Raw genomic sequence first — 25,777 nt, forward strand, 5'->3', positions numbered from 1 at the left:
CGCCAATGGTACTCCGTCTCAAGACGCGGGAGAGTAGGTCGCCGCCAGGCCTGCAAAGCACAAGAGATCCTCAACAAAACACGATGTCCGCTACAAACAAAAACGCCGCCTCCAAAAGAGGCGGCGTCTTTGCGTTGGGCGCACAGATGCGACGATAGTTCGCTGTGCATTCCGCTGCATTTCGCGGCGGTTCATCTCGATCAGACTAGTCTCGCCCCCGTTCCGACTCGATCCGACGTCAGATTGATCGTGAACCGCGGCAGTTGCGCCGCCGACCCACAACGGTCGCCTGCGGGCCAAGTCCAATCGAGGAGACAGTTCATGCCTTTTGCCCTTCGTCCCGTCGTCGTCGCGCTTGGCGCCGGTGTCATCGCCGTCGCGCTGGCGTCGACGTCGATCACTCCCGTGTTTGCTCAGGCCAACAAAGCGGCGCCGTCTGCTCCGTCCGCGGCCGAGCCGGCGATGAAGGAGATCACGCTCACCGACAAGCAGATCCAGGGCGTGCTTGCCGCCCACAAGGACGTCGACACGATTGCGGCCAAGCTGCCGGACGATCAGGACACCAAGCCTGATCCGAAGATTCTTGCCCAGCTCGATGATGCCGCGAAGAAGCACGGCTTTGCGTCCTACGACGAGTACAGCGACGTCGTCGAAGCGATCGGCATGGTGCTGGCCGGCATGGACCCAAAGACCAAGACCTATGTCGGTCCGGCCGCGGCGCTGAAGGACCAGATCGCAGCGGTCGAAGCCGACACCAAGATGAAGGCCGAAGACAAGAAGCAGGCCCTGGCCGACATGAACGACGCGCTGAAGAATCCCGGCCCGGCCGTCACCAACAAGACCAATATTGACCTCGTGACCAAGAACTACGACGCGCTGTCGACCGCGCTCGAAGAAGACGACTAGCCGATCGAGAACTCCGGTCGCTTCTGAAAACGCCGCCTTTCAACCGAGAGGCGGCGTTGCCGTATGGCGCAGGCGTGCACCGACGCGCTGTCGACCGTTAGACTGATTCCAAGCTCCCCCGCATTCTCTTGGTCTGGCGCTTCTGCTAGGCGGTCGCATCCGCTGCAGTGCAACAGAGTGCCATGCCAGACCGATCCGACGCCCGCCGCCGAGCCCATCAGGCTCTCCTCACCACCTGCTGCGGTCTTGCTGTCCGTGTCGCTGTCGGCTCCGCGGTGTGCTTGACGGCGCTGGTCCCGCAGACTGCCGATGCGCAGTCGCCGTCGCAGCAGTTGCCGAGTGTCACCGTCGAGGCGCCAAAAAATCGTGCGGTCGCGACGCGGTCTGCGCCGGCGCCGCAGCGAAACACCCGTGCCCCCATCAGACGGCAGGCGCGCCGCGCCCCGGTCGCCGCACCGCCGAGCCCGGCCGAACGTGCAGCCGCTGCGGCCGCTCAACTGAACGAAGCCAAGCTCGGCTATCGCGCGATGCCCAGCCCGACAACGCTGCGCAGCGGCGCCTCGCCGCTCGATAGCTCGCAATCCGTCAATATCGTGCCCGAGCAGGTGCTGAAGGATCAGCTGCCGCGCAATCTCGACGACGCGCTCGCCAATGTCAGCGGCGTCACCCAGACCAACACGCTGGCGGGCTCGTTCGACGCCGTGATCCGCCGCGGCTTCGGCGACAATCGCGACGGCTCGATCATGCGCAACGGCATGCCGCTGGTGCAGGGCCGCGCGCTGGGCGCCGACGTCGAAAGCGTCGAAGTGCTGAAAGGCCCGGCCTCGCTGCTGTACGGCATCCAGACGCCCGGCGGCATCGTCAACACCATCAGCAAGCGGCCCGACCTGTATCAGCACGGCTCGCTCACCGTGATCGGCTCGACCTTCGGCGGCGGCAAGAACGGCAGCCAGGCGGTCGTCGATGTCACCGGCCCGATGGGCGATGGCGGCGTCGCCTATCGGTTCGTCGGCTCGGGCCTCGATGAAGACTACTGGCGCAATTTCGGCGCCAATCGCGAGATGCTGATTGCGCCGTCGCTCGCCTGGTATGGCGACCGCACCACCATTCAGTTCGGCTACGAGCATCGCGAGTTCAGCTATCCGTTCGATCGCGGCACATCGTTCGTGAATGGCGCGCCGCTGGCGATCCCCGCGACGCGCCGGCTCGACGAGGCGTTCAACCGGACCTGGGGCAAGTCGGATCTGGTGCAGGGTTCGATCGAGCACCGACTCGACGACAATTGGAAAGTCACCGCCGCCTACAGCTTCAACAGCGAGACCTACGACGCCAACCAGCTCCGCATCACCTCGGTCGATGCCCGCACCGGCGTCGAGCGCCGCAGCAATGACGGTACCAAGGGCGCGATGGCTTACGTCAGCTACGGCACGTCCTACCTGCAGGGCAATGTCTGGCTCGGCGACTTCCGCAACGAATTGCTGATCGGCGGTGATGCGCAACGCCGCGTGATCTATCGCCAGGATCTGATCCGGCAGGCGACGCCGAACTTCAATTTCTACAACCCCACCTACGGCCTGGTGCAGCCCGGCACCACGGTGTCGCCCTCCGACAGCAATCAGACCGACCAGCTCGAGACCCGCTCGTTGTTCCTGCAGGACACTCTGCATCTCACCAACTGGTTCTCACTGGTCGGTGGCCTGCGCTGGATGGAATACGACCAGCTCGCCGGCCGCGGTCGGCCGTTCACCGCCAACACCAATCTCGACGGCAGCAAGGTGCTGCCGCTGGCCGGCGCCATCCTCAAGCTGAACGATCAGGTCTCGCTCTACGCCAGCTATACCCAGTCGTTGCAGCCGACCTCGAGCATTGCGCCGCTGACCGGCGGCTTCGTCATCGGCTCGAACGTCGCCCCCGAAGAAGGCACGCAATACGAAGCCGGCTTGAAGTTCGACCTGAATAAGCGGCTGTCGGGCACGCTGGCGGTCTACGACATCGACAAGAAGAACGTGCTGGTGTCGCAGTTCAACGCCGCGACCGGCCTCAACGAATATCGCGCCGCCGGCAAGGTCCGCTCACGCGGCGTCGAGTTCGACGTCACCGGCCGGCTCGATGAGCATTGGAGCACGATCGCCAGCTATGGCTACACCGACGCGATCGTCACCGAGGACCCGGCGCTGGTCGGCAAGCGGCTGCAGAACGTGGCGATGAACACCGCGTCGCTGTTCCTGGTCTATGATTTCGGCACGGCGCTGCCCGGACGGCTGCGCGTCGGCGGCGGCCCCCGTTATGTCGGCGATCGGCCCGGCGACAGCACCAATTCCTTCGTGCTGCCCGCCTACACGGTGGCCGACATCTTCGCCAGCTACGAGACCCGGACAGGTCCGTTCCCCGTGACCTATCAGTTCAACGTCAAGAACGTGTTCGACACCGTGTACTATCCGTCGGCCGTCAACACCCTCAACGTCGCGGTCGGCGACGCTCGGCGGTTCTCGCTGGCCGCGACGGTCAAGTTCTAGTTCGATGCGGGCACCGGCGCTCAAGGCCATCCTGCTGCAGCTCCATTCCGTCGCCGGATTGGTCCTTGCGGCAGTGCTGGTGGTGGTGGCGTTGACCGGCGCGGTGATGAGTTTCGAGGACGAGATCCGCGGCGCGTTGGATGCCGGCCGCGTCCAGCTCGCACCGCACGCTGCATCGAGGATGTCGCTGGACGCGCTGGTCGCGAAATTGCAGGCCGGCGGCGATCCCGTCGCGTCGATCACGATGCCGCGCAGCGCGACCACAGCCGCCGAGGTCCGGTTCGCGCGCAAGCCGGATCACACTCGGCCCGCCCCGCTTTATGTCGATCCCTACAGCGGCGACAGTCTCGGCCATCCGGCCGCCGACGCATTCTTTGCGACGGTCCGCAAGCTGCACCGCTGGTTGCTGCTGCCGGGCGACGGCAATGGTTACGGCCGGACCATCACCGGGATTGCCGCGCTCGGATTGCTGGTCATGCTGCTCACCGGCCTGGTGCTGCGATGGCCGCATCGTCCGGGCAGCATCAAGGTCTGGTTGAAGCCGCACTGGCAGTTGCGCGGGCGCGGACTGCACCGGTCGCTGCACGCCGTGATCGGAACCTGGGTGTTGCTGCTCAATCTGACCATGACGCTGACCGGCCTGTGGTGGTCGTTCGACTGGTACAAGGACGCCGCGACATGGCTTCTGGCACGATCCCCGGTCACGACGCAGCGTCCACACCGTCCTGTCGTTCCTGAGGCGCCGTCCGCCGCAGTTTCGCTGGATCGCGTCTGGGCAACACTCGTGGCCGAACGTGGCGACAGGATCGTGGCTGCACGCCTGACGCTGCCGTCCGGACGCGACGGCACCGTGCGGGTCCGCGCCTGGCTGACCGATGCCCGAGACGGCGCGCACGACGAATTGCGGATCGACGGTCGGACTGGCCAAATCCTGTCCGCTGACCTCTACGCCGACAAGACGATCGGCGAAAAGGTATTGGCACGCGTGCTCGACATCCACCGCGGCAGCATTTTCGGCTGGCCCGGTCAGTTGCTGTTCATGCTGGCGGCGGCGGCAATGCCATTGTTCGGAGTGACCGGCGTTCTGCTGTATCTGTCGCGCCGGCGGCACAAGCGGATGCTGCGTGCTGCTCAAGGCAAAACCGGCTGACGCCGATGTCGGGCATCAGCCCGGCGGCCGAAATGTTGCGCCGCGCCGATCCGGCGCGCTATAAGCCCCCGGTCAAGTCACCCCGACCGGTCGCGAACCAACCGCCGCGTCATGAAAATCTTGCTGGCGGTCTTCCAACTCGAAAAGCAGAGCGGCAAAGAACGCGATTGCATCGCTATCGCGCGCCATCTCGCCACTCGCGGCCACGACGTCACCATCGTCACCACGATCCCGTCGCCCGAGCCGCTCGACCGCATCACGGTCGTTCAAGTGAAGGCGCGCGGCCTCACCAATCACCGCCGGGCGCGTAATTTCGCGCGCGCGGTCCGCGAGCACCGCCGCACGCATCAACCGGATGCGCTGCTGTCGTTCGAACTGGTGCCCGGCGCCGACTTTCATTACGTCGCCGACGATGCGGCGATCCTGCGTGACCGGCTGTGGGCCTGGCCGCCGCGGCAGCGAATCCGTCTGGCGCTGGAGCGCGGCGTGTTCGCTGCGGCCTCCCGCACCGAGCTGTGGTTCCTGACCCAGGACCAGCACGACGCCTATCATATCGCCTACGATTTCGATCCGGCCCGCGCCCATGTGCTGCCGGCGGACCCGAAAAAGCTGCTGGCCACGGTCGCCACCCGTCTGGAGCAGCACGTCCCGGCGGCTTGAAATCGGGTGGCCGGCCGACCGCAGCCGGCGTAGTCTCGGTGCCATGATGCCGATGAGCCAGCACAGCCATGCCCTGTTCGACACAGCGATCGGCCGCTGCGGCATCGTTTGGGGCGCACGCGGAATCGTGGCGGTGCAGTTGCCGCAGCCGACCGAAGCGCAGACCTGCGCTCGCATCACCCAGCGTCACCCCGACAGCGTCGAAGCGGCCCCGCCGGCCGACGTGCAGCGTGCGATCGACGGAATCGTCGCTCTGCTGGAAGGGGTCGCGATCGATTTCGCCGGCATTCAGCTCGATCTCGACGGCACCTCGGCGTTTCAGCGCCGGGTCTACGACATCGCCCGCGGGATCCCGGCCGGCAAGACGCTGACCTATGGGGATATCGCCAAGCAGCTCGGCGGGGTCGAGCTGTCGCGCGAGGTCGGGCAGGCGTTGGGGCGCAATCCGTGTCCGATCATCGTGCCGTGCCACCGCGTGCTTGCCGCCGGGGACAAACCCGGCGGCTTCTCGGCCAATGGCGGCGTCACCACCAAGCTGAAGCTGCTGGCGATCGAGGGCGCCGCCGTCAACTACACGCCCAGCCTGTTCGACTAGGGGCTGCGGCTCAGGCCGCCGGCGGCACCGACACCTTCACCGACTCGCGCTGCGACATCCGCTGGAAGAACGCATCGAGATTGGGATAGGCAGCGCGCCAGCCGCAATCCGGAAAGCGGAAGTCGGCGTAGCCGAGCACGCAGGTGAGCGCGATCTGGGCGATCGTCAGCGGCCCGTTCAGCATTGCGGTGTCGCGATCGAACCGCGCCATGCCAGCCCAGGCCCGCGCCCAGTGATCGTCGTACCAGCCCTGCCAGAACAAGTCCTTCGGCCGTACCAGCTTTTCGTAGCGGCACAGCAGCATCGAATCCAGTATGCCCTGCAGCAGCGAGTGATCGCTCTTCACCCGCCAGCGCTCCGCGCCAGACGCCGGGATCAGCTTGCCGCCGCCGGCGAGGTCGTCGAGATATTCGGCGATCACGTAGGAGTCGACGATCACCTCGCCATTGTCGAGGATCAGCGCCGGCAGCTTCTTCAGCGGGTTGACCTCGCGCATATACGGCTCGTTGGCCTGCGCCGGGATCACGGTCGCCGACACGAACTCGATTTGGTCGATCAGTCCGAGTTCGATCGCCGCGATCCGCACCTTGCGGGCGAACGGCGAGGCTTGGGAGAAGGTGAGTTTCATCAGATAAGATCCTCAGGGACGAAGCGTTGTTTGCTTTCGCCGTCATTGCGAGGAGCGAAGCGACGAAGCAATCCAATCTCGCGCGAATGGCGCTGGATTGCTTCGCTTCGCTCGCAATGGCGGCGTGGATATCCTTACGCCGCCACGATGGCCTGTTTCTGCTCGCCGAGGCCTTCTATGCCGAGGGTGACGACGTCGCCGACATTGAGGAATTGCGGCGGCTTCTTGCCCATGCCGACGCCGGGCGGCGTGCCTGTGGTGATGATGTCGCCGGGCATCAGCGTCATCAGCTCCGACAGATACGACACGATCTTCGGCACGTTGAAGATCATGGTCGCGGTCGAGCCGGTCTGGCAGCGCTTGCCGTTGACGTCGAGCCACATCCCGAGCTTGTGGACGTCGGCGATCTCGTCCTTGGTGACGACCCAGGGGCCGAGCGGGCCGAAGGTGTCGTGCGACTTGCCCTTGGTCCATTGCCCGACCCGCTCTAGCTGGAAGTTGCGTTCGGAGACGTCGTTGCACACCGCGTACCCCGCGACGTAGTTGAGCGCGTCGGCTTCGCTGACATATTTGGCACGGGTGCCGATGATCACCGCGAGTTCGACTTCCCAATCGAGCTTGGTCGAGCCGCGCGGTTTCTCGACATCGTCGTTCGGCCCGCACAGCGAATTGTTAGCCTTCATGAACACGATCGGCTCGGCCGGGATCGGCATGTTGGCTTCGGCGGCGTGGTCGGCGTAGTTCAGGCCGATCGCGATGAATTTCGGTGCTCCGCCGACCGGCGAGCCAAGCCGCGAATGGCCGGGCACGGCGGGCAGTCCGGCGACATCGAGCGCAGCGAGTTTGGCGAGGCCTGCGGGCGAAAACGCGTCGCCTGCAAGGTCCGCGATCTGCCCGGACAGATCGCGTAGCTGGCCGTCTCTATCGATCAGGCCGGGCTTCTCGTGGCCGATAGCACCATAACGAACAAGCTTCATCCCGCGTGTCCTCCGCAGTTTTGCAGGCTGCCTAAGTGATGGATCAGTAGTGAGTTGAATTCAATACATGGCCGCGCTGGCACGCTATGCGCAGCGCCGCCATGCTTTGTCATGACGGCGCCACGAGACGGAAAGCGTCGCCGTCGCGGATGATCCGCCCGGGACCGAAATGCCCACCGAACAGCAGCGTCGGCGTATCGGCGAAGCGCGAGAACAAACGTCGCCGCGTTTCGATCGATTGCAGCCCGTCGGAATCGAAGCTCGACGACCAGTCCAGCCGCACCATCTGGCAGGGATGATGCGCGACGTCGCCCGACAGCACCGCCTCTTCGCCGTCGGAGCGGATGTGCAGGGCGATATGGCCGGGGCTGTGGCCGGGCGTCGGGATCAATGTGATCTCATCGGCGATCTGGGCATCACTGCCGACCAGATCGACGACGCCGGCAGCGATCACCGGCTCGACCGAGTCGGCGAACACCGCGGCGTGCGCCGCGTCGGTGGAGTGCTTCTTCCAGTACTCGTATTCGATGCGGCCGAACAGATAGCGTGCGTTGGGGAAGGTCGGCACCCACTGGCCGTCGACCAGCCTGGTGTTCCAGCCGACGTGATCGACGTGCAGATGGGTGCAGATCACCGTGTCAATGCTCTCGGCCGGATAGCCGGCTTTGGCCAGATCCTGCAGGTACGGCTTGTCCAGCCCGTTCCAGTGCGGCACGCCGCGGCCCTGCTTGTCATTGCCGATGCAGGTATCGACCAGGATCCGGCGGCTCGGCGTTTCCACCACCCAGCTGTGAACCGACATCGTCAGCCGGCCTTCGGGGCTGGCGAACTGCGGTATCAGCCACGGCATGGCCTGGATTTCCTGGGGGGTGGCTTGCGGCAGGATGAACCGGGTGCCTCCGGTCAACTCCATCTCGACGATTTTTGTGATTTTGACCTTGCCGATGGTCCAGGCCATCCCACGTTTCTCCCGGGCTTTTCGTATTTTGCCCAAACATGCGGGTTTTGCGCTTGAGGCGCAATGGATCATCTCGCGCTGCAGTGCGTTAGTTCGCGCGCGCCGGAGAGCGAAACCCGCGCCACGACGGAGGAAAGACGATGCCCGAGCTCGCGATTTCGACCGACAAGGTCGCGTTTCTGATCGAGAAGGCGCGTGAATTCGACGTCAAGGAAGGCGACGCCGATGCCGATTCCGGATCGAACGGCGCCGACGACAACATGGTGGACGTGCTCGAAGACACCGGCGAAGACCCGGTTGTTCAAGAGATCGCCGGCTTCATCAGCGCGATGACCGAGGAAGAGCAGATCGACCTGGTGGCGCTGATGCGGCTCGGCCGCGGCGACGGCAGCATCGAGGAGTGGGACGATCTCCGCCGCGAGGCAGCAGAGGGGCGCAACGGACGCACCGCGCGCTATCTGCTCGGCGAGCCGCTGCTCGGTGATTACCTGGCCGAAGGGCTGGATCAGTTCGGGCTGTCCTGGAACGACGAGCGCACCACACCTGTGGTTTGAGCGCGACGCCACGCGTACTCGGGTGCTGCGGTCCCGTAGCATTCCGAGGGACGCCGATTTACCAGCGATTTCAGCGCTGTGCGGTCTAATCTACCCGGCCCTTTGATCGGCACGAACGAATGCCGGTCGACCCGTGGAGGCGACCATGAAGCCGGAGGCTGGTTTCGATCCCCGCGACCTGCTGCGTAAGCTCGGTCAGGGTCACTCGATCGCCAAATTCGCCAAGAACCAGACGATTTACGCGCAGGGCGACAACGCCGATAGCGTGTACTTGCTGCTGCAGGGACGGATCAAAGTCGTCGTGCTGTCGGTGCAGGGCAAGGAAGCGGCGACCGGCATGGTGTCGCCGGGGCAGTTCTTCGGTGACGGCTGTCTGGTCGGCGAAGTCAGCCGTAGCACCACCACGATTGCGATGCAGGATTGTGTCGTGGCCGCGATCGCCAGTGCGCGGCTGATCGAGACGCTGCGGGCGCAGCCGGATTTCGCCGAGCTGTTCGTGCGGCATCTGCTGCTGCGCAATCGCCGCATCGAAGAAGATCTGCTCGATCAGCTGCTCAACTGCAGCGAGAAACGGCTGGCCCGGCTGCTATTGCGCCTCGCCGAGTTCGAGGAGGGCAGCGAGCCGCAGCCGATCGCGCCGCACATCAGCCAGGAGACTCTGGCCGAGATGATCGGCACCACGCGGTCGCGCGTCAGCTACTTCATGAACAAGTTCCGAAAATTGGGCCTGATCAGTTACGACCGCACCATCGAGGTCCACCCGGGCCGGCTCAGCGCCGTGCTGCACGATCGGGCCGAGGCCCGCGGCTAGCTGGGCTAGCTGCATTTCGTCGGGGCCGCGGTCAAGCCACTTGCGCGGCCTCGCCTCGCAAAACCGCCATCCACTTTTGCCGGATACGCGCGGCTGTGCCGCCAGTATAGTGCGCCCCGCGCGCAAGACGCAGGGTGGAAACGGCATGGACGACGAGGAGCGGCACGATCGGCTCGCGATCCGCGAACTGATCGAGAACTGGGCGGTGTGGCGGGACGCCGGAGACTGGGAGCGTTTCCGCACGGTCTGGTTTGACGACGGCCGGATGATGGCGACCTGGACGCAGGGCACCGCCGACGAATTCATCGCGATGAGCAAGGCCGGCTGGGCCAAGGGCGTCTCGATCCTGCACTTCCTCGGCGGCCAGTCGATCGACCTCGCCGGCAGCCGCGCAGTCTCGCAGACCAAGATGACGATCTCGCAGCGCGCCAGCGTGCATGACGTCGTGGTCGATGTGGTTTGCACCGGCCGGTTCTATGATTTTCTTGAAAAGCGCGACGGCCGTTGGGGCCTGGTGTTGCGCCAGCCGATCTACGAGAAGGATCGCATCGACCCGGTCGATCCGGCGGCGAAGCTGGCGCTCGATCCCGCGCTGCTGGCGCAATTCCCCGAAGGCTATCGCCATCTCGCTTACTTGCAGAGCGGCCTCGGCTACCCGATCAAGCGCGACATGCCGGGCCTGAAAGGCGAGGCCGTCGAACGGCTGTACGCCAGCGGCGCGAAGTGGTTGAAAGGCGAGGCGCTGGATCGCTGACGCGAGCTGACTTCTCTCAGCGTCATTGCGAGCGAAGCGAAACAATCGAGAGCGCCGGACACGGACTTCTGGATTGCTTCGTCGGTTCGCTTCTCGCAATGACGGAGCACTTGTCGAACTGGATAACCAAGAAACGTGGAGACCGAAATGCCCGACTTCATCACACTTCCTGCCCTGGTTCGCGGCACCGCGCAGGCGCGCCCGGACCGGATCGCAGTGATCGACGGGGAACGGCAATTGCGCTACGCGGAATTTGATGCGCTGATCGATCGCATCGCCGCGACCTTGCAGCGCGACGGCCTGAAGCCGACCGACACGATCTCGATCTGCGCGCTGTCCTCGATCGAATATGCCGCGACCTTCCTCGGCGCGCTGCGCGCCGGCATCGCGGTCGCGCCGCTGGCGCCGTCGTCGACCGCCAAGGACTTCTCCGCGATGGTGCGGGACTCCGGCGCCAAGATTCTGTTCACCGACGACTTCGCCGCGACTGCGATGAAGGACGCCGAGATCGATGCCGCGGTGAAGCGCGTCGCGTTCGACGATGGCACCAGCGGAGAAGCGTTCACCCGCTGGCTGGCGCCGGAAGGTAGCAAGCCCGCGCCGGTGACGATCGATCCGGAATGGGTGTTCAACATCATCTACTCGTCCGGCACGACGGGCACGCCGAAGGGCATCGTCCACAGCCATCAGATGCGCTGGGCGCAATATGGCAAGCTCGATCCGATCGGTTACGGCCCCGACGCGGTGACGCTGCTGTCGACGCCGCTCTATTCCAACACGACGCTGGTCTGCTTCAATCCGACGCTCGCCGGCGGCGGCACCGTCGTGCTGATGAAGAAGTTCGATGCCCGCGGTTTCCTGGAGCTGGCGCAGAAGTATCGTGTCACTCACGCGATGCTGGTGCCGGTGCAGTATCGCCGGATCATGGCGCTGCCGGAGTTCGGTCAGTACGACCTGTCGTCCTTCCAGATGAAGTTCTGCACCTCCGCGCCGTTCGCGCCGGAGCTCAAGGCCGACATCCTCAAGCGCTGGCCCGGCGGTCTGACCGAGTACTACGGCATGACCGAAGGCGGGGGCTCGTGCACGCTGCTCGCCCACGAATTCCCGAACAAGCTGCACACCGTCGGCCAGCCGCGGCCCGGTCATGAAATCCGGATGATCGATGAGGACGGCAACTTCCTGCCCAATGGTGAAGTCGGCGAAATCGTCGGCCGCTCCGACACCATCATGAAGGGCTACCTCAATCAGCCACAGAAGACCGCCGAAGTGTTCTGGACCGACAAGGACGGCAACCTCTGGGTGCGCAGCGGCGATGTCGGCCGGTTCGATGCCGACGGCTTCATCACCCTGATGGACCGCAAGAAGGACATGATCATCTCCGGCGGCTTCAACATCTATCCGAGCGATATCGAAGCCGTGGTCGCCAAGCATCCTGACGTGCTCGAAGTCGCGGTCGTCGGCATGCCGTCGGAAGAGTGGGGCGAGACCCCGGTTGCGTTCGTGGCGTCGCGGCCCGGCCGCAGCATCGATCCGGCAGAGCTGAAGACTTGGACCAACGGTCAGGTCGGCAAGACCCAGCGTCTCGCCGAGGTGGTGCTGGTCGAGTCGCTGCCGCGCAGCGCGATCGGCAAAGTGCTGAAGCGCGAACTCCGCGACCAGCGCCTCGGCATGAAGGCGGCGTCGTAGACCAAGCAAACGCTCAGCCTCACCGACGTCATTCCGGGGCGCTCACGAAGTGAGCGAGCCCGAAATCCCGAGGTTGTTGCGACGCAGAGATTCCGGGTTCGCCGCTACGCGGCGCCCCGGAATGACGAGGGGAGGGGCTTGCGCTCGAGCGGGCGAGCGCCCTCTCTCAGTAATGCGGCGGGCGTTCGTTGGCCGGAGCGCCGGCGCTGCTCTCGGCCTGGTCGAGGCGTTCGCTCAGCGCGGCGAGCTGCCGGGTCAGCGCGTCGATCTGCTTCCACTGCGCGGTGACGGTCTGGTTCAGCGCCTCGATCGTCTCGTCCTGATACGCCAGGCGGACTTCCAGCGCCTCGACGCGGTCGTTCAGATCGTTCTCGCCGGCCATCGCTCGCTCCATTTCGGCTCGGTCTGCCCGCACACGGCCGGCAAGACGCAGGTTGTCGCCGGCCCGGATGCGGAAGCGCGCCATTGCACGGGCGGGTTTAACAGCGCGGGCGCCGGCAGGAAACCAGCCCGTTCAGGCAGATCGCGGTCGCCGAGCTCCGGTCGCGGCGAGGATTGCTCGGCGGCCGTGGAATATGCCAACTAGGCCGGCGCCGGAGCGCGGCGTAACCAACCCAACGAGCTTGTGCCTATGAGGAATTTCCATCTCGCCGGCCGGTCCACCGTCCACGCCCGCAACGGCATGGTCGCGACCTCGCACCCGCAGGCGGCGCTGGCCGCGATTGAAATCCTGAAAGCTGGCGGCACCGCTGCCGACGCTGCGATCGCCGCCTCGGCGCTGCTGGCGGTGATCGAACCGCAATCCACCGGCATCGGCGGTGACTGCTTTGCCCTGGTGCAGCCGAAGGGCACCGGCAAGATCACGGCGTATAACGGCTCGGGCCGGGCGCCCGCGGCCGCCAAGGCCGAGTGGTTTTTGGAAAAGGGCATCGACGCGATCCCGCTGACCAGCCCGCATTCGGTGACGGTCCCGGGTGCGATCGACGCCTGGGCGACGATCCTGCGCGATCACGGCCGGTTCGGGCTCGACAAGGTGCTGCAGCCGGCGATCAAAGCCGCGGCGGAAGGCTACGTGGTGGCGCCGCGTATCGCGTTCGACTGGGCCAACGGCTTCGCCAAGCTGAAGAAGGGTGCCAACACCGAGCGCTACCTGCTGCCGCACGGCGAAGCCGCCAAGACCGGCGACGTCATCACTCAGCCGGAGCTGGCCAACACGCTGAAGCTGATCGCCGACAAGGGCCCGGACGGTTTCTATAAGGGCCCGGTCGCCGAAGACATGGTCGAGACGCTGCGCGGGCTCGGCGGTCTGCATACACTGGAAGACTTCGCCGAACACTGCACCGAAACGACCTCGCCGATCGGCACAATCTACAAAGGCCTCGACGTCTGGCAGTGCCCGCCGAACGGCCCGGGCATTACCATGCTGGTGATGCTGAACATCCTCAGCCGGTTCGATCTCACAAAGTTCGGCCCACTCAGCGTCGAGCGCTTCCATCTGGAAGCCGAGGCTACCCGCATTGCCTACATGATCCGCGAGCAGCACATCGGCGACCCGCAGCATGTCGATGTCGACGTGCTGCGTATTCTGGCGAAGGAATTCGCCGAGGAGCATTACAGCCAGATCGCGCTCGACAAGCTGCTCGACCTGCCGGTGGTGTCGCCGCCGATGAATCCGTCGACCGTGTACATCACCGTGGTCGACGAGGAGCGTAACGTCTGCTCGTTCATCAACTCGATCGCGCATTCGTTCGGTTCGGCGATCGTGTCGAACAAGACCGGCGTGCTGCTGCAAAACCGCGGCGCCGGCTTCCGCATTCAGCCCGGCCACCCGAACTGTATCGCGCCGAAGAAGCGCCCCCTGCACACCATCATTCCCGCACTCGCGACCGAGAGCGGCCGGGCCCGGATGTCGTGGGGCGTGATGGGCGGTCAGTATCAGCCGGTCGGTCAGGTTCACGTGCTGACCAACGTGCTCGACTACGGGCTCGATATGCAGGAAGCGATCGATCTGCCGCGTGGCCTGCACTACGAGGACATATATCAGCTTGAGGATGGTGTGCCGGCGGCGACCGTCGAGGGCCTCAAGGCGCTCGGTCACAAGGTCGTGCCGATCGGCACGCCGCACGGTGGCGGCCAGGGCATCTGGATCGATTGGGATAAGGGCACGCTGACCGGTGGCTCCGACCCGCGCAAGGACGGCTGCGCGCTCGGCTACTGATCGCCGGCTTCCACCGGCTTGTTCAAAATTGCTCTCGTCCAAACATGCGAAGACCGGCCCGAGGGCCGGTCTTGCACCTGTTGATCGCCGCCTCAGCGGCGGTCAACGCGCAGACATCACAGATTCTTGTGCGCGGTGCCGGCGACCTTGTCGGCCGCATTCTTGACCGCGTCCTTGGCGTTGCCGAGCGCCTGCTGACCGTGGCCCTTGGCTTCCTGCATCACGCCTTCGCCCTGCAGCTTGTCAGAACCGGTCGCTTCGCCGATGCCCTGTTTGGCCTTACCGGCGAGCTCGTTGGCCTGACCCTTGATCTTGTCCATCGTGCTACCCATCAGATGTCTCCTTCGCTGTTTGATCTTCGCGAGGACAACAGACTGGTCCCTCGGATGTTCCCGGGGAGTGACGGTTGCGGTGCCGAAGGACTGCACGCTGTTGACGCAATTGATAACTACTAAATTACCTGTCGTTAGTCCGCTTGGCGGATTATTAACCGAGGCGGCCGTTGCGGCCGAGGTTCGGTGGTCGAGTTAACGGTCGTGAAGCCCGCCCGCCGCATGGTCGGCGGGCTATCGCCTGACCGGCAGGCGACACTGGAATTGTCGTCTCCGGCGCTGTCGTACGAAAGGAAGACTTGATCCTCTCGGGCGGCTACACTGTGCATGCGGGGCCGCGCATGACACGGCGAGGACCTGGATCTGAGGACGGCCGAGAGAGCGCTTCGAGATGTCCGGCCTGTGGCAATCGATGACAACGGCCTGGATGTCGCAAACCGAGCGGTCGGCTTTGCTCGACTTCTGGCTCGGCGGACGCGGTGCCGGTACGCTGATATCGCAGCCTGATATCGACGAGCACGAAATGCGGCGGATCCGCGCCGCGCAGATCAATAGCGTTACCAGGCTGACGCCGGTGACGATGAGTATCAACGTCGCCAACGCTGCTCTGATCCTGTTCACCTTCTGGGACAATGACGCCCGCCCGCAACTGCTGGCGTGGATGGCGATGATCCTGTTCGCGGCGGGGGCGGCGGTGCAGTCATGGCTGCGCATGCGGTTCGAACCGCGGCTCGAAGCCTCCGCGCGTGCGATCCGCCGCATGACGCTGCACGCGTTGCTGCTCGGACTGATCTGGGGCGCGATGCCCGTGATGGTGTTCGTGAAGGCCGAGCCCGGCGATCAGCTGATCGTCGCCTGCGTGGCGGCCGGCATGATCTCCGGCGGTGCGTTTACACTATCCACCGTGCCGCGCGCCGGGCTTGCTTACACCTGGACACTGGCGGCGGGTTCAGCTCTATCGCTCGCGCTCAGTGACGGCACTGCCTATCGGATCACGGCGGCCTTTCTGGTGCTGTACGCGGTGTTCATGTCGCGCAACCTGATCTCGCACGGCGAGATGTTCTTCGACAATCTGCGGGCGAAGTTCGAACTCGAACGGCAGACCGAAATCATCTCGCTGCTCTTGAAGGACTTCCAGGCCAACGCCAGCGACTGGCTGTGGCAGACCGATGCCCATGGCCGGCTGGTGCACGTGCCGGAGCGCTTCGTCGAAGTCGCCAAGCTGCCGCCGTCGCTGCTGATCGGGGCGCCGCTGGCGGATGTGATCGGCATGCTGTGCCCTGAGGACGGCCGCTGTGCGATGGGCGTCGCTGCGAAGATGGCGCAGCGGGAGGCGATGAACGATCTTGTGGTGCATGTGGTGATCGGCGGCACGCCGCGGCTGTGGTCGCTCACCGCCAAGCCGATGCTCGATGCGGCCGGCGAGTTCGCCGGCTATCGCGGCGTCGGCCGTGATGTCACCGAGCGCTGGCGCGCCGAGCAGGCCGAAGCCGAGAACCGCGCCAAGTCCAGCTTTCTGGCAATGATGAGCCACGAGATCCGGACGCCGATGAACGGTGTGCTGGGTCTTGCCAACTCACTGCTCGAAACCAAGCTCGATCCCGAGCAGCAACAGGCCGTCACCACGATCCGCGATTCCGGCGACGACCTGCTGCGCATCCTCAACGACATCCTCGATCTGTCGAAGCTCGAAGCCGGCCGGCTGGAGTTCGAACAGGCCGATTTCTCGCCGGCTACCCTGGTCGAGTCGGTCCGCGCGATCATCGAGCCGGAAGTCCGCGGCAAGGGCATCGAGCTGAAGGTCGATATCGATCCGCGGCTGCCGCCGTCGCTGAACGGCGACGCCGCGCGCATCCGTCAGGTGCTGCTCAACCTCGCGGCGAACGCGGTGAAGTTCACCGAGCAAGGCTCGATCGCGATCGTGCTGACGTGCGTGAAGCGCAACGACAGCCACGCCACCGTCGAGTGGCAGGTAACCGACACCGGCATCGGCATTTCGCCGGATCGCGTCGGCAGCCTGTTCACCGACTTCGCGCAGGCCGACGTCTCGATCAACCGCCGGTTCGGTGGCACCGGCCTCGGGCTGGCGATCAGCCGGCGGATCGTCGAGCAGATGGGCGGCGATATCGCCGTGACTTCACGCGAAGGCGAGGGCTCGACCTTCCGCTTCAGCCTCGATCTGCCGTGGAGCAATGCGTGGATTGCCGATCACCGGCTCGACCGGCTCGGCAGCGACGATCTCCGCACCCGGATCGCGATGCTGGGCCGCCCGCTGCGCGTCCTGATCGCCGAAGACGACGCCACCAACCAGATGGTGGTGATGAAGATGCTGCAGGAGTTCGCCGCCGAAATCACCGTGGTGTCCGACGGCACCGACGCGGTGACGGCGGCAGGAGAGGGCGAGTTCGACGTCGTGCTGATGGACGTGCGGATGCCCAACATGGATGGCCTTGCCGCCACCCGTGCGATCCGCGGCAAGGGCGGCGCGCTCGCCAAGCTGCCGATCATCGCGCTCACCGCGAACGCCTTCCCGGACGACGTCAAAGTCTGCCGCGATGCCGGCATGAACGACTTCCTGTCCAAGCCGCTGCGGAAGCCGGCGCTGGTCGCGGCCGTGCTGCGGGCGCTGCGCGGCGCGTCGACGCCGGTGACGATGCCGTCGCCGCCGATGCAGGTCGATATGGACACGCTCGCCGAACTCACCGCCGAGATCGGCCAGGATCAGGTGAGCGAGATGGTGGCGCTGTTCTTCGCTGAAACCGAGCGGCGGATCGCGCTGTTCCGGCGCTTCGCCGAACAGATGGACCGCCACACAATCGAGGTCGAAGCGCATTCGCTCAAGGGTGGAGCCCGCACGCTCGGCTTCCACCCGATCGCCGAGATCGCGCGTTCGATCGAGCGCGATGCGAAGACGATCTCGCCGGAAGGGCTCGATCTGCTCACCGGTCAGCTCAACAAGGCGCTGATCGAATTGCGCCGGCAATGCGAAGGCAGCCTGAAGCTGGCGAGCTGACGTTCGATCGTCATTGCTTTCGAAAATTCGCGTCGGCTGTCGGCCGGCAGCGCGTTCGATCGTCCTCGGCACAATGCAGATGCGTTGTGCGGGAGGATGCGCGAATGTCGAAGATCGTTCCTTGTCTGTGGTTTGCCGGCGAGGCCGAACAGGCAGCCCAGTTCTACGTGTCGCTGCTGCCGGACTCGCGGATCGACAACGTCCAGCGCAGCGTCGTCGACACCCCGGGCGGCCCCGAAGGCTCGGTGCTGGTGGTCGAGTTCACGGTCGCCGGGCAGCCGTTCATGGCGCTCAACGGCGGCACCCCGCTGCCGTTCAATCACGCGGTGTCGTTCAAGATCGATTGCATGGATCAGGCCGAGGTCGATCGGCTGTGGGATGCATTGCTGGCGAATGGCGGCGAGCCGGTGGCGTGCGGCTGGCTGCGCGACCGCTACGGACTGTCCTGGCAGATCGTCCCCGCCGACGCGCTCAAGCTCTTCGCGGGCCCGAACCGCGAAGGTGCCAAGCGTGCCATGCAGGCGATGATGCAGATGGTGAAGCTCGACGTCGGCGCCCTCCAGCGAGCGTATGAGGGCGTGTAGGGGGCCGTGAGCCCGGAAACAGGATCGGCCTCCATCACAGATTCATGATTTCTGACGATTATTGACAATCGTCAGAAATCAATCGACAGTTCCCTTTACCGCAAGGGGAGGCTGCCGATGCGTGCGATTTCTGCTTTCGACGGGTTTTTCAGGCTGTTGGCAGGTACCCTGCTGGCTGTGGCGGTGCTCGGTCTGGCGGGCTGCGACGGCAAGGACGCCAAACAGGAGCTCTCCAAGCGTCCGGTCCTGGTCACGGCGGTGCATTACACCCCACAGGCACCGGAGCGCAGCTTCGTCGGCACGATCAAGCCGCGCACCGAGACCGACGTCGGCTTCCGGGTCACCGGCAAGGTGGCCAAGCGCCTCGTCGAGGTCGGCGACACCGTGGAAGTCGGCCAGAAGCTGGCGCTGCTCGATCAGACCGATCTGAAGCTGCAGGCTGAGCAGGCCGAGGCCGAATACAGCGCCGCCAAGGGCGTGCTGGCGCAGGCGATCGCGTCTGAAAACCGCGCCAAGGAGCTGCGCGCCAAGGGCTGGGCGACCGAAGCCCAGATGGATCAGGCGCGCGCCACTGCGGACGAAGCCCGCGCCCGCTTTGCCCGCGCCGAGCGCTCGGTCGAGCTGACCCGCAACTCGCTGTCCTACGCGACGCTCGAAGCCGACAGCCGCGGCGTCGTCGCAGCCGCGCTGGTCGAACCCGGGCAGGTGGTGGCGGCCGGGCAGGCCGCGTTCCGGCTCGCCCGGATCGGCGAGAAGGAAGCGGTGGTGGCGATCCCCGAGACGCTGATCACCCGCGCCACCAAGGGGCTGGCCGATGTCACGCTGTGGTCCGAGCCCGGCCGTCACTACGTCGCCAAGCTGCGCGAGGTGGCGCCGCTCGCCGATCCCGCGACCCGCACGTTCCTGGCCAAGTTCTCGCTGCCGGACGCGGACGACCGCGTCGTGCTCGGCATGACCGCGACGCTGACGCTGACCGATCCCGACAAGGTCCGCGTCGCCCGGGTGCCGCTGTCGGCGCTATTCAATCAGGGCGGCCAGCCGTCGCTCTACGTCGTCGACGGCGGCGGCGAGGTGAAGCTGAAGCGGGTCGCGGTGAAGGCATACGAGACCGAAGACGTGGTGATCGCCGAGGGCGTCGACGAAGGCGATCAGATCGTCACGCTCGGCGTGCAGAAACTCGATCCGGCGGAAAAAGTGCGGGTGGTGTCGGCTCTGACGTTCTGATCTGCGCTGGGGAGTGCGACGATGCGTTTCAATCTGTCGGCCTGGGCGGTCCGACATCCGGCGCTGATCCTGTTTTTGATCTGCGCGCTCGGCTTCACTGGCATCTATTCGTATCAGCGGCTCGGCCGCGCCGAAGATCCGTCGTTCACCGTCAAGGTCGCGGTGGTGTCGGCGATCTGGCCGGGCGCCACCGCCAAGGAGATGCAGGAACAGGTCGCCGATCCAATCGAGAAGAAGCTGCAAGAGCTGCCTTACTTCGAAAAGGTGCAGACCTATTCGAAGGCGTCGTTCACCGCGATGCAGGTGACGTTCCGCGACTCGACGCCGCCGTCCGAAGTGCCGCACCTGCTCTATCTGCTGCGCAAGAAGCTGTGGGACGTCGCGCCGCAATTGCCGAGCAGTCTGATCGGCCCGTCGATCAACGACGAGTACGGCGATGTCGACTCGATCCTCTACATGATGACCGGCGACGGCGCGACCTACGCGCAGCTCAAGAAGGCCGCCGAAGGATTGCGGCAGCGGCTGCTCAAAATCGCCAACGTCTCCAAGGTCAACATCTACGGCACGCAGGACGAGAAGATCTATGTCGAGTTCTCGCATGCCAAGCTGGCGACGCTCGGCCTGACGCCGCAGGCGATCTTCGACTCGCTCGCCAAGCAGAACGCGGTGGTGCCCGCCGGCACAGTCGAGACCTCGTCGCAGCGCGTGCCGCTACGCGTCACCGGCGCGCTCGATGGTGCGCAGGCGGTGGCGGAGACCCCCGTCGAGAACGGCGGCCGGGTGTTTCGGCTCGGCGACGTCGCTGAGATCCGCCACGGCTATGTCGATCCGACCGATTACCAGGTGCGGCAGAAGGGCAAGCCCGCGATCGGCATCGGCATCGTCACCGCCAAGGGCGCCAACATCCTGCAGCTCGGCGAGCAGGTCAGTGCGGCGACCGCGGCGTTCATGGCCGACGTGCCGCAAGGCATCGACATCGAGCAGATCGCCGATCAGCCCGAAGTGGTGAAGCACGCGGTCGGCGAGTTCATGCGCTCCTTCGTCGAGGCGCTGGTGATCGTGCTGTTTGTGTCGTTCCTGGCGCTCGGCTGGCGCACCGGCATCGTGGTGGCGCTGTCGGTGCCGCTGGTGCTGGCGATCGTGTTCATCGTCATGAACGTGATGTCGCTCGATCTGCACCGGATCACGCTCGGCGCGCTGATCATCGCGCTCGGCCTGCTGGTCGACGACGCCATCATCGCGGTGGAGATGATGGTGGTGAAGATGGAGCAGGGCTGGGATCGCGCCAAGGCGGCGTCGTTCGCCTGGGAGTCGACGGCATTTCCGATGCTGACCGGCACGCTGGTCACCGCGGCCGGCTTCCTGCCGATCGGCTTCGCCAATTCTGCGGTCGGGGAGTATGCCGGCGGCATCTTCTGGATTGTGGCGATCGCACTGATCGCCTCGTGGTTCGTCGCGGTGATCTTCACACCCTATATCGGCGTCAAGCTGCTGCCGGACTTCGCCGGCAAGAAGGGCCACAATCCGGACGAGGTGTATCACACTCGGATCTATCGCGCGCTGCGCGCCGCGGTGACGTGGTGCGTGCGCTGGCGCGGCACGGTCGTGATGGCCACGGTCGGCATCTTCATTGCCGCGGTGGTCGGCTTCGGCCATGTGCAGCAGCAATTCTTCCCGCTGTCGGAACGGCCCGAACTATTCCTGCAGCTCCGCTTGCCCGAAGGCACCGCCTTCGACGTCACCACGAAGTCGGTGAAGGAAGCCGAAACGCTGCTGAAGGACGACGGCGATATCGCGACCTATACGGCCTATGTCGGCAAGGGCTCGCCGCGGTTCTGGCTCGGCCTCAATCCGCAGCTTCCGACCGAATCCTTCGCCGAGATCGTGATCGTCGCCAAGGACGTCGCGGCGCGCGAGCGGATCAAGGCACGGATCGAGCAGGCGGCGCATAGCGGCCGGCTCGCGGCGGCGCGGGTGCGTGTCGACCGCTTCAATTTCGGCCCGCCGGTCGGCTTCCCGGTTCAGTTCAGGGTGATCGGCCCTGACACCGCCAAGGTGCGCGAGATCGCCTATCAGGTCCGCGACGTGGTGAAGAAGAACGCGAGCGTGATCGATCCGCATCTCGATTGGAACGAGCAGTCGCCGTACCTGAAGCTGGTGGTCGATCAGTCGCGTGCCCGCGCGCTCGGCCTGACGCCGCAGGACGTCTCGCAGGCGCTGGCGATGCTGATCTCCGGCGCGCAAGTCACCACGGTGCGTGACGGCGTCGAGAAGATCGGCGTGGTCGCGCGCGCGGTGCCGAACGAGCGGCTCGATCTCGCCCGGATTGGCGAACTCACCATCACGGCGCGTAGCGGCATGGCGGTGCCGCTGTCGCAGGTCGCCAAGGTCGAGTATTCGCACGAGGAGCCGATCCTGTGGCGCCGCAATCGCGACATGGCGATCACCGTGCGTGGCGACGTCGTCGACGGCGTGCAGGCGCCGGACGTCACCAACGCGATCTGGCCGCAGCTCGAGAGCATCCGCGCCAATCTGCAGCCGGCCTACCGGATCGAAGCCGGCGGCGCGATCGAAGAGTCGACCAAAGGCAATGCGTCGATCTTCATCCTGTTTCCGGTGATGGTGATCGCAATGCTGGCGCTGCTGATGATCCAGCTGCAGAGTTTCCCGCGGCTGCTCCTGGTGTTCCTCACCGCCCCGCTCGGCATCATCGGCGCCTCGCTCGGCCTCAATGTCGCCTCCGCGCCGTTCGGCTTCGTGGCGCTTCTCGGCCTGATCGCGCTCGCCGGCATGATCATGCGTAACGCCGTGATCCTGGTCGACCAGATCGAGAGCGACGTCGCGCACGGCTCGACCCGGCGCGAGGCCATCGTCGAGGCGACGGTACGCCGGGCGCGACCGGTGGTGCTGACCGCGCTGGCGGCGATCCTGGCGATGATCCCGCTGTCGCGCTCGGCGTTCTGGGGCCCGATGGCGATCACCATCATGGGCGGCCTGTTCGTCGCCACCTTCCTGACGCTGTTCTATCTGCCGGGCCTGTACGCGCTGTGGTTCCGCAACAGCCTGGACGAACGGGGCAAGGTCGCCGAGCCGGATCTTGCGCCGCAACACGGCACCGCTGGGCCGAACGCCTTTCCGCTTGCCGATGCGGCGGAATAATTGAATATCTTGGCCCGATGACGCTCGTTTCTGAGAATACCGAAGCCGACATGCGGCACCGCATCCTGGTGGTGGCCGAACGGCTGTTCCGTGAGATCGGCTACCAGAAGACCACGGTGGCCGACATCGCCAAGCTCCTGCAGATGAGCCCGGCCAACGTGTATCGCTTCTTCGATTCGAAGAAGGCGATCCACAAGGGCGTGGCGCGGCATCTGATGGGCGAGGTCGAGCAGGCGGCGGTCGCCATCGTCCATGCGCCGGGGTCGGCGGTACAGCGGCTGCGCGATCTGCTCACCACCGTGCACCGGATGAACTGCGAGCGCTACATCGGCGACGCCAAGCTGCACGAGATGGTGGCGATCGCGATGGAGGAGAACTGGGATGTCTGCATCGCCCATATGGAGTTCATCACCGGCACGATCGGCGAGGTGATCGTCCAGGGCGTGGCCAGCGGCGAGTTCAAGGTCGCCGATGTGCCGCAGGCGGCGAGCTGCACCTGCGCCGCGATGATCCGGTTCTTCCATCCGCAGATGATCGCGCAGAGCTTCACCAAGGAGCTGCCGAAGCTCGAGGACATGATCGATTTCGTGCTGGCGGCGCTCGGCGCCGGCCGGCGCGCCGACGCGCAATAACAACAAGGACATCCCGCGTGAGTGATCTGCATTCCTACAGGCCCGCGAACGGCCACGGCCTCAAGCACGACCCGTTCAACGCGATCATTGCGCCGCGGCCGATCGGCTGGATTTCGTCCTGCGATGCCGAGGGCCGCGTCAACCTCGCGCCCTACAGCTTCTTCAATGCCTTCAACTACCACCCGCCGCTGATCGGGTTCTCCTCCACCACCTGGAAAGACACCGTCGCCAACATCCAGCGCACCGGCGAGTTCGTGTGGAATCTGGTGACGATGGATCTGGCGCAGGCGATGAATGCCACCTCTGCCAGCGTGCCGCATGAGGTTGACGAATTCGCGCTCGGCAATCTCACCAAGCTCGACAGCGAAATGGTGAAGCCGCCGCGGGTTGCCGAGAGTCCGGTGTCGTTCGAATGCAAGCTGTCGGAGATCGTCCGGCTCAAGGGCGCCGACGGCGTCGAAGTCGACGCCTGGCTGACGATCGGCGAGGTGGTGATGGTGCACATCGACAAGCGCCTGATCGAAGACGGCGTCTATCAGACCGCCGCAGCGCGGCCGATCGTGCGCGCCGGCCGGCGCGGCGACTATTTCGAGATCCGCCCCGACGCGATGTTCGAGATGGTCCGGCCGGCCTGAACTGCTTTCCGAACTCCGGCAAAGAACTTCGCTTACGTCATGGCCGGGCTTGTCCCGGCCATCCACGCCTTTTCTAAACTCTATATACCTGTGTGACCCGTTGACGGCGGATGTTTTCAGTAGTTCGATTTCATTTGGATGATCGATTCGGCCATCGAATAAGTCGATAGCTGTCAATTAGGGAAAACGCATCATCCAATCAGTCACGTTGGGAGACACCTTGGTGCCACCCAAAGTGCGAAGCTTTTGCCAGTGCTCGGGTGCGCCTTGATGCTCGCCTGATGTTGGCGGGTGCTTGCAGGTCCACGATCGCAGCAACCGCTTACGCCTGCCGGCCTATTGGGCGGGGCACAACACCCGGTTTTGGGTGATTGGGAAATATTGCCCGAAAGGAGGCGTGTCGGGCCTTTAGAACTTCAGTGCCGTCCTCGGCCACTCCTAATGTCACCAGCGCATGCTGGCTCTCGGCGCCGGTCTGCATATGGGCAGACGAGCGGCGGAATAACCGCCTGACAGAAGGAGCCGATGCCATGGGCAAGATCCACGGCAAAAGGCCCAAAGACGTGTTTGTTCATTCGTATCCGCGTTGGAGAAACGGTAAGAGGCATAGGGTGCCCTCTGGGCGCCGGTCCAATCGCCTCACCACCAGCCTGCGCAGATCGAAAGACCAACTCGACTTTGGGTTCTGACCTTATCAGCCCCGGGCTGAGAGGGGTCCGGGGACGGCGCTGATCCTTGTTTACGTAGAGAACCATCAAATCAGGTGATGGCACGCCACGCGAGTTAGCGTCCCGTGCCAAGATCGAACAGATCACGTCTCAACGTCCCGCAGTGCGGGAGCCCTACCTCTAGTCTGTTCGGCGGCGATAAGTCTCGCTCACCAAAGGCGGAAACTGCGCAAAGAGCGGTTTCAGCTATTTGGAGAGCATTGCCTATTAGCAATGGTGTAAGGGCACCCACTTTGGAGTCCGTGCCCTGAGATCGAATAGGACGGATCGACCCCGCGATCTTCGAACTATTCGACGGCAAGGAGACTTGCTCACCAGGGTGAGTGGATCTGACCGATCCAGTCGCCCGAAAGCGAAGCTATCCCTGGCGTTCTAGCGCTAGTTTTCCAAAAGCCCGGCCTTGTGCCGGGCTTTTTCATTCAAGGATCAGGAGGCTTTGCCGCTGATACGGCACACCTCCAAAAGCCCTCAAAATTAGTTCCGAGGCCGCACGGCGCACTGGTCAACCAACGACCAGATGCGCCGTCGCGCGTGGCGTTTGCGTTCCGTTCAACCTCAGAAAGGAACTGCCCATGATCGCAAATGGTCGCATTTGGATTGAGCCGTACTATCGCATTCGCGATGGGAGGCTGCAGCATGTCCGAGGCCACTGGCGGCGGATGCCGTTCGGTCGCAGATCAGCAGCCGTGATTCCGTTTCTGTTTCCGAGTCCGCCTGTCGCGTAAGGAAACTAGGTTGGTCTGATCAACATCGCCGTCGGACGAGGTCATTCGCCCGGCGGCTTTTTCTTTCTGGCTCGCTTTGATGCCGAGATATTGAAGGGCGCGCGCCTCGTCTGAAATCAGACGGGCGCCACGCTGGACGTTCGCAAGGACGTGATCCTTCATTTCGCTGGTGGTCGCACAAGCATAAAATCCCCTCTTCTGCGTTTCCGTCAGCAAGACGTGTGTGCCTGGCTGACGATCGGCGAAGTGGTGATGGTGCACATCGACAAGCGCCTGATCGAAGACGGCGTCTATCAGACCGCCGCAGCGCGGCCGATCGTGCGCGCCGGCCG

The 25,777-nt window shown here is 64.8% G+C and carries 22 protein-coding genes and 1 pseudogene; 17 read left to right on the plus strand and 6 right to left on the minus strand.

Going from position 1 to position 25,777, the window contains the following annotated elements; translation table 11 throughout:
* Nucleotides 1-321 precede the first annotated feature (321 nt).
* The 5 genes from DY467_RS23760 to DY467_RS23780 all read left to right on the plus strand — a co-directional run bounded on the left by DY467_RS23760 (nt 322) and on the right by DY467_RS23780 (nt 5,827).
* Nucleotides 322-906 (plus strand): hypothetical protein, encoded by a 585-nt coding sequence (locus DY467_RS23760; protein ID WP_164571224.1) that lies wholly within the window; start codon nt 322-324, stop codon nt 904-906.
* A 182-nt stretch (nt 907-1,088) separates the two neighbouring features.
* Nucleotides 1,089-3,422 (plus strand): TonB-dependent siderophore receptor, encoded by a 2,334-nt coding sequence (locus DY467_RS23765; RefSeq protein ID WP_164639428.1) that lies wholly within the window; start codon nt 1,089-1,091, stop codon nt 3,420-3,422.
* Nucleotides 3,423-3,426: 4 nt separating this feature from the next.
* Nucleotides 3,427-4,572: a PepSY-associated TM helix domain-containing protein gene (locus DY467_RS23770; protein ID WP_164639430.1), complete on the plus strand. Its 1,146-nt coding sequence runs from the start codon at nt 3,427-3,429 to the stop codon at nt 4,570-4,572.
* A 111-nt stretch (nt 4,573-4,683) separates the two neighbouring features.
* A complete protein-coding gene (locus DY467_RS23775; protein ID WP_107345996.1) occupies nt 4,684-5,232 on the plus strand; it encodes a glycosyltransferase family protein in 549 nt (182 codons plus the stop codon).
* Nucleotides 5,233-5,275: 43 nt separating this feature from the next.
* Nucleotides 5,276-5,827 carry a methylated-DNA--[protein]-cysteine S-methyltransferase gene (locus tag DY467_RS23780; RefSeq protein ID WP_164639432.1) on the plus strand — a complete coding sequence of 184 codons (552 nt, stop codon included), beginning with the start codon at nt 5,276-5,278 and terminating at the stop codon, nt 5,825-5,827.
* Between the two features lie 10 nt (nt 5,828-5,837).
* Here DY467_RS23780 and DY467_RS23785 read toward each other — a convergent pair whose 3' ends face one another.
* The 3 genes from DY467_RS23785 to DY467_RS23795 all read right to left on the minus strand — a co-directional run bounded on the left by DY467_RS23785 (nt 5,838) and on the right by DY467_RS23795 (nt 8,390).
* A complete protein-coding gene (locus DY467_RS23785) occupies nt 5,838-6,455 on the minus strand; it encodes a glutathione S-transferase family protein (RefSeq protein ID WP_164639434.1) in 618 nt (205 codons plus the stop codon).
* 134 nt (nt 6,456-6,589) lie between these two features.
* A complete protein-coding gene (locus DY467_RS23790; protein WP_164639436.1) occupies nt 6,590-7,432 on the minus strand; it encodes a fumarylacetoacetate hydrolase family protein in 843 nt (280 codons plus the stop codon).
* 109 nt (nt 7,433-7,541) lie between these two features.
* Nucleotides 7,542-8,390, minus strand: a complete 849-nt coding sequence (locus DY467_RS23795) for an MBL fold metallo-hydrolase (protein ID WP_164639438.1) — start codon at nt 8,388-8,390, stop codon at nt 7,542-7,544.
* 140 nt (nt 8,391-8,530) lie between these two features.
* Here DY467_RS23795 and DY467_RS23800 point away from each other — a divergent pair, with 140 nt between their 5' ends.
* The 4 genes from DY467_RS23800 to DY467_RS23815 all read left to right on the plus strand — a co-directional run bounded on the left by DY467_RS23800 (nt 8,531) and on the right by DY467_RS23815 (nt 12,195).
* Entirely contained in the window at nt 8,531-8,944 is a 414-nt protein-coding gene (locus DY467_RS23800; RefSeq protein ID WP_107356944.1) for a DUF3775 domain-containing protein, read from the plus strand.
* 145 nt (nt 8,945-9,089) lie between these two features.
* On the plus strand, nt 9,090-9,755 hold the full coding sequence (locus tag DY467_RS23805) for a Crp/Fnr family transcriptional regulator (protein WP_164639440.1): 666 nt from the start codon (nt 9,090-9,092) through the stop codon (nt 9,753-9,755).
* Between the two features lie 145 nt (nt 9,756-9,900).
* Nucleotides 9,901-10,509, plus strand: coding sequence for a nuclear transport factor 2 family protein (locus DY467_RS23810; protein ID WP_164639442.1), 609 nt, complete (start codon nt 9,901-9,903; stop codon nt 10,507-10,509).
* Nucleotides 10,510-10,656: 147 nt separating this feature from the next.
* Nucleotides 10,657-12,195, plus strand: a complete 1,539-nt coding sequence (locus tag DY467_RS23815) for a class I adenylate-forming enzyme family protein (RefSeq protein ID WP_164639445.1) — start codon at nt 10,657-10,659, stop codon at nt 12,193-12,195.
* 166 nt (nt 12,196-12,361) lie between these two features.
* Here the strand turns inward: DY467_RS23815 and DY467_RS23820 are convergent, their stop codons facing one another.
* Entirely contained in the window at nt 12,362-12,577 is a 216-nt protein-coding gene (locus tag DY467_RS23820) for a SlyX family protein (protein WP_011159954.1), read from the minus strand.
* A gap of 249 nt (nt 12,578-12,826) precedes the next feature.
* On the opposite strand from DY467_RS23820, the gene ggt reads away from it, so the two are divergent.
* Complete coding sequence (ggt, locus tag DY467_RS23825) at nt 12,827-14,413, plus strand: gamma-glutamyltransferase (protein ID WP_164639447.1); 1,587 nt, start codon at nt 12,827-12,829, stop codon at nt 14,411-14,413.
* A 116-nt stretch (nt 14,414-14,529) separates the two neighbouring features.
* Here ggt and DY467_RS23830 read toward each other — a convergent pair whose 3' ends face one another.
* A complete protein-coding gene (locus DY467_RS23830) occupies nt 14,530-14,745 on the minus strand; it encodes a CsbD family protein (RefSeq protein ID WP_107345988.1) in 216 nt (71 codons plus the stop codon).
* A gap of 391 nt (nt 14,746-15,136) precedes the next feature.
* On the opposite strand from DY467_RS23830, the gene DY467_RS23835 reads away from it, so the two are divergent.
* The 6 genes from DY467_RS23835 to DY467_RS23860 all read left to right on the plus strand — a co-directional run bounded on the left by DY467_RS23835 (nt 15,137) and on the right by DY467_RS23860 (nt 23,992).
* Nucleotides 15,137-17,758, plus strand: coding sequence for a hybrid sensor histidine kinase/response regulator (locus DY467_RS23835; protein ID WP_107356941.1), 2,622 nt, complete (start codon nt 15,137-15,139; stop codon nt 17,756-17,758).
* 104 nt (nt 17,759-17,862) lie between these two features.
* Nucleotides 17,863-18,342 carry a VOC family protein gene (locus DY467_RS23840; protein WP_164639449.1) on the plus strand — a complete coding sequence of 160 codons (480 nt, stop codon included), beginning with the start codon at nt 17,863-17,865 and terminating at the stop codon, nt 18,340-18,342.
* A gap of 117 nt (nt 18,343-18,459) precedes the next feature.
* The gene (locus DY467_RS23845) at nt 18,460-19,566 is read left to right on the plus strand and encodes an efflux RND transporter periplasmic adaptor subunit (protein WP_164639451.1); all 1,107 of its coding nucleotides are present in this window, start codon (nt 18,460-18,462) and stop codon (nt 19,564-19,566) included.
* A 21-nt stretch (nt 19,567-19,587) separates the two neighbouring features.
* Nucleotides 19,588-22,725 carry an efflux RND transporter permease subunit gene (locus DY467_RS23850; protein ID WP_164639453.1) on the plus strand — a complete coding sequence of 1,046 codons (3,138 nt, stop codon included), beginning with the start codon at nt 19,588-19,590 and terminating at the stop codon, nt 22,723-22,725.
* Between the two features lie 17 nt (nt 22,726-22,742).
* A complete protein-coding gene (locus tag DY467_RS23855) occupies nt 22,743-23,357 on the plus strand; it encodes a TetR/AcrR family transcriptional regulator (RefSeq protein WP_164572147.1) in 615 nt (204 codons plus the stop codon).
* A gap of 17 nt (nt 23,358-23,374) precedes the next feature.
* Nucleotides 23,375-23,992 carry a flavin reductase family protein gene (locus DY467_RS23860; protein WP_164639455.1) on the plus strand — a complete coding sequence of 206 codons (618 nt, stop codon included), beginning with the start codon at nt 23,375-23,377 and terminating at the stop codon, nt 23,990-23,992.
* 1,405 nt (nt 23,993-25,397) lie between these two features.
* On the opposite strand, the gene DY467_RS23865 is transcribed toward DY467_RS23860, so the two are convergent.
* Nucleotides 25,398-25,661, minus strand: coding sequence for a hypothetical protein (locus DY467_RS23865; RefSeq protein ID WP_164639426.1), 264 nt, complete (start codon nt 25,659-25,661; stop codon nt 25,398-25,400).
* A gap of 9 nt (nt 25,662-25,670) precedes the next feature.
* Here DY467_RS23865 and DY467_RS26585 point away from each other — a divergent pair.
* A pseudogene (locus DY467_RS26585) lies at nt 25,671-25,777 on the plus strand (flavin reductase family protein); the annotation flags it as partial.

The organism is Rhodopseudomonas sp. BR0G17 (genome assembly GCF_010907025.1).
GTDB lineage: Bacteria > Pseudomonadota > Alphaproteobacteria > Rhizobiales > Xanthobacteraceae > Rhodopseudomonas > Rhodopseudomonas palustris_H.

Coding starts and splice junctions, on each gene's coding strand:
- DY467_RS23760 (WP_164571224.1), top strand. CDS start 322: ATGCCTTTTGCCCTTCGTCCCGTCGTCGTCGCGCTTGGCGCCGGTGTC.
- DY467_RS23765 (WP_164639428.1), top strand. CDS start 1,089: ATGCCAGACCGATCCGACGCCCGCCGCCGAGCCCATCAGGCTCTCCTC.
- DY467_RS23770 (WP_164639430.1), top strand. CDS start 3,427: ATGCGGGCACCGGCGCTCAAGGCCATCCTGCTGCAGCTCCATTCCGTC.
- DY467_RS23775 (WP_107345996.1), top strand. CDS start 4,684: ATGAAAATCTTGCTGGCGGTCTTCCAACTCGAAAAGCAGAGCGGCAAA.
- DY467_RS23780 (WP_164639432.1), top strand. CDS start 5,276: ATGATGCCGATGAGCCAGCACAGCCATGCCCTGTTCGACACAGCGATC.
- DY467_RS23785 (WP_164639434.1), bottom strand. CDS start 6,455: ATGAAACTCACCTTCTCCCAAGCCTCGCCGTTCGCCCGCAAGGTGCGG.
- DY467_RS23790 (WP_164639436.1), bottom strand. CDS start 7,432: ATGAAGCTTGTTCGTTATGGTGCTATCGGCCACGAGAAGCCCGGCCTG.
- DY467_RS23795 (WP_164639438.1), bottom strand. CDS start 8,390: ATGGCCTGGACCATCGGCAAGGTCAAAATCACAAAAATCGTCGAGATG.
- DY467_RS23800 (WP_107356944.1), top strand. CDS start 8,531: ATGCCCGAGCTCGCGATTTCGACCGACAAGGTCGCGTTTCTGATCGAG.
- DY467_RS23805 (WP_164639440.1), top strand. CDS start 9,090: ATGAAGCCGGAGGCTGGTTTCGATCCCCGCGACCTGCTGCGTAAGCTC.
- DY467_RS23810 (WP_164639442.1), top strand. CDS start 9,901: ATGGACGACGAGGAGCGGCACGATCGGCTCGCGATCCGCGAACTGATC.
- DY467_RS23815 (WP_164639445.1), top strand. CDS start 10,657: ATGCCCGACTTCATCACACTTCCTGCCCTGGTTCGCGGCACCGCGCAG.
- DY467_RS23820 (WP_011159954.1), bottom strand. CDS start 12,577: ATGGCCGGCGAGAACGATCTGAACGACCGCGTCGAGGCGCTGGAAGTC.
- ggt (WP_164639447.1), top strand. CDS start 12,827: ATGAGGAATTTCCATCTCGCCGGCCGGTCCACCGTCCACGCCCGCAAC.
- DY467_RS23830 (WP_107345988.1), bottom strand. CDS start 14,745: ATGGGTAGCACGATGGACAAGATCAAGGGTCAGGCCAACGAGCTCGCC.
- DY467_RS23835 (WP_107356941.1), top strand. CDS start 15,137: ATGTCCGGCCTGTGGCAATCGATGACAACGGCCTGGATGTCGCAAACC.
- DY467_RS23840 (WP_164639449.1), top strand. CDS start 17,863: ATGTCGAAGATCGTTCCTTGTCTGTGGTTTGCCGGCGAGGCCGAACAG.
- DY467_RS23845 (WP_164639451.1), top strand. CDS start 18,460: ATGCGTGCGATTTCTGCTTTCGACGGGTTTTTCAGGCTGTTGGCAGGT.
- DY467_RS23850 (WP_164639453.1), top strand. CDS start 19,588: ATGCGTTTCAATCTGTCGGCCTGGGCGGTCCGACATCCGGCGCTGATC.
- DY467_RS23855 (WP_164572147.1), top strand. CDS start 22,743: ATGACGCTCGTTTCTGAGAATACCGAAGCCGACATGCGGCACCGCATC.